Below are 2042 nucleotides of genomic sequence, written 5' to 3' on the forward strand. Positions count from 1 at the left end.
TCCCTCGCTAGGCTGCTCGCGATCGCGATCGGGGGGCTCGCCGGCCTTTGGCTCGCGCCGCTCCTCGCGGCGGGGAGGTTGGGGGATGCCCTTGCCGGCGCGGTCGGCGTTCTCCTGGCCGTCTGGCTCATCGGCCGGGGCGGGGATCCGACAAAGGTCGCGCCTCCCTTGGCGCTCGCGATGGGGGCGGCCTGGTGGCTCCTCGAGGGGCTCATGCTCCGCAATCGAGGGTAGTGGACTGCGGCGCTTTCTCTGGAAGGGGAGGTATCGCGCGAGGTGGTCGAGCGAAGCGTGTCCGTGACGAACCAGCCCGGCATCCATGCTCGGCCCGCGGCCCTCTTCGTCAAGAGAGCCGCCCAGTTTCGAGCCGAGGTGTTCGTGAGGCACGGCGATCTGACCATCAACGGCAAGAGCATCATGGGGGTGATGATGCTGGCGGCTGAAACGGGGGCCCTCCTGACGATCTCGGCGGATGGACCCGATGAGGTCGAGGCCGTCGAGGCCCTGGTCGATCTTGTGCACGGGGGATTCGGGGAGCTGAAGCTGGGGGCGGGCGAGGAGAGACCCGGATGACCAAGCGAGCAGGCGAGACACGCGGAGGGGAGACGATCCGCGCCCACGGCGTCCCCGCGTCGCCGGGCCTGATCGATGGGCCGGCCCACGTCGTTCACCACGAGGAGGCCACCTTCGAAGAGAGGAAAGTGGCGGCGCGGGGAGTCCGCGGGGAGATCCGCCGCTTCCGCGTCGCGGTGCGCAGGGCGCGGGACGAGATCCAGGCGATCAAGGAATGTCTCATCGTCGATCCCGAAGATCCCGGCACCAAGATCCTCGATGCCCACCTGATGATCCTCGACGATCAGGTCGTCCTGCGGGAGGTCGTCGCCTTGATCGAGCAGGATCTCCTCGACGCCGAGTCGGCCGTGCGTCGCGTCTTCCGAGGCAAGGCTGCGACGCTCGAGGCTTCGGAGACGGACTACTTCAGGAGCCGCGCCATCGATCTCAAGGACGTCAAGAAGCGGATCCTCCGACAACTCGGAGCGGACCAGGGAGATCCGCAACGCCTGCCGCACCATCCCGTCGTTGTCGTCGCGCGGGACCTCACGCCGAGCGAGACCGCCCTCTTCGATCGCGAGAGGGTCCTCGCGTTCGTGACCGACCATGGCGGGCCGACCTCCCACGTCGCCATCCTCGCGCGCAGCAGGGGAATTCCCTCGGTGGTCGGGCTGCGCGAACTGGCGGGACTGATCCGGGAGGGCGATACGATCCTCGTGGACGGATCGGCCGGGGAGGTGATCGTTCGCCCATCCCCTGCGGATCTGCAGGAGTTTCGCAAGAAACAGGCGGCGCGGGATCGTCGCGCCCGCAGCCTCCCGGCCCTTGCCGGGAAGCCCTCGACGACTCTCGACGGGCGGGAGGTCGTCCTTCAGGGGAACATCGAGAGCCCGGAGGACGCGGCGGAGGCTTACGAGGCGGGGGTGGAGGGAGTCGGGCTCTACAGGACCGAGTTCCTCTTCATCCGAGAGTCGCGCCTGCCCGATGAGGAGACGCAGCTTCGCACCTACCGCCAGGCGGTCCGCCGGATGCGCGGAAGGCCCGTGACGATCCGGACGATGGACCTGGGAGGCGACAAGCTGGCCTCCTACCTCGGCACCACGCGCGAGGACAATCCCTTCCTCGGCATGAGGGGGATACGCTTCTCCCTGGCCCATCCCGACATCTTCCGGCAGCAGATCCGCGCGATCCTGCGCGCCGCGCAGGCCGGCAGCGTCCGGATCATGCTCCCCATGGTCAGCTCCGTGGAGGAGCTTCGGCAGGCGCGGCGCATCGTGGGAGAGTGCACGGCGGAGCTCCTCGGAGAGGGACACGCGGTGCCGGAGTCGGTGCCGCTCGGGGTGATGATCGAGATTCCCGCCGCCGTCGCGATCGCCGATCTCCTCGCGCGCGAGGCCGACTTCTTCAGCATCGGATCGAACGACCTCATCCAGTACTCGCTTGCGGTCGATCGCGGGAACGAGACGATCGCCCATCTGTACGATCCGTTC

The 2042-nt window shown here is 68.3% G+C and carries 2 protein-coding genes; both read left to right on the plus strand.

Annotation, left to right across the window (positions count from 1 at the left end; translation table 11 throughout):
- Window positions 1–276 precede the first annotated feature (276 nt).
- Window positions 277–573, plus strand: a complete 297-nt coding sequence (locus tag FJY88_13895; GenBank protein ID MBM3288418.1) for an HPr family phosphocarrier protein — start codon at window positions 277–279, stop codon at window positions 571–573.
- On the plus strand, window positions 570–2042 hold a 1473-nt coding region (gene ptsP / locus FJY88_13900), incomplete at its 3' end, for a phosphoenolpyruvate--protein phosphotransferase (protein MBM3288419.1). The genes FJY88_13895 and ptsP, both read left to right, overlap by 4 nt.

Source organism: Candidatus Eisenbacteria bacterium (genome assembly GCA_016867495.1).
GTDB lineage: Bacteria > Eisenbacteria > RBG-16-71-46 > CAIMUX01 > VGJL01 > VGJL01.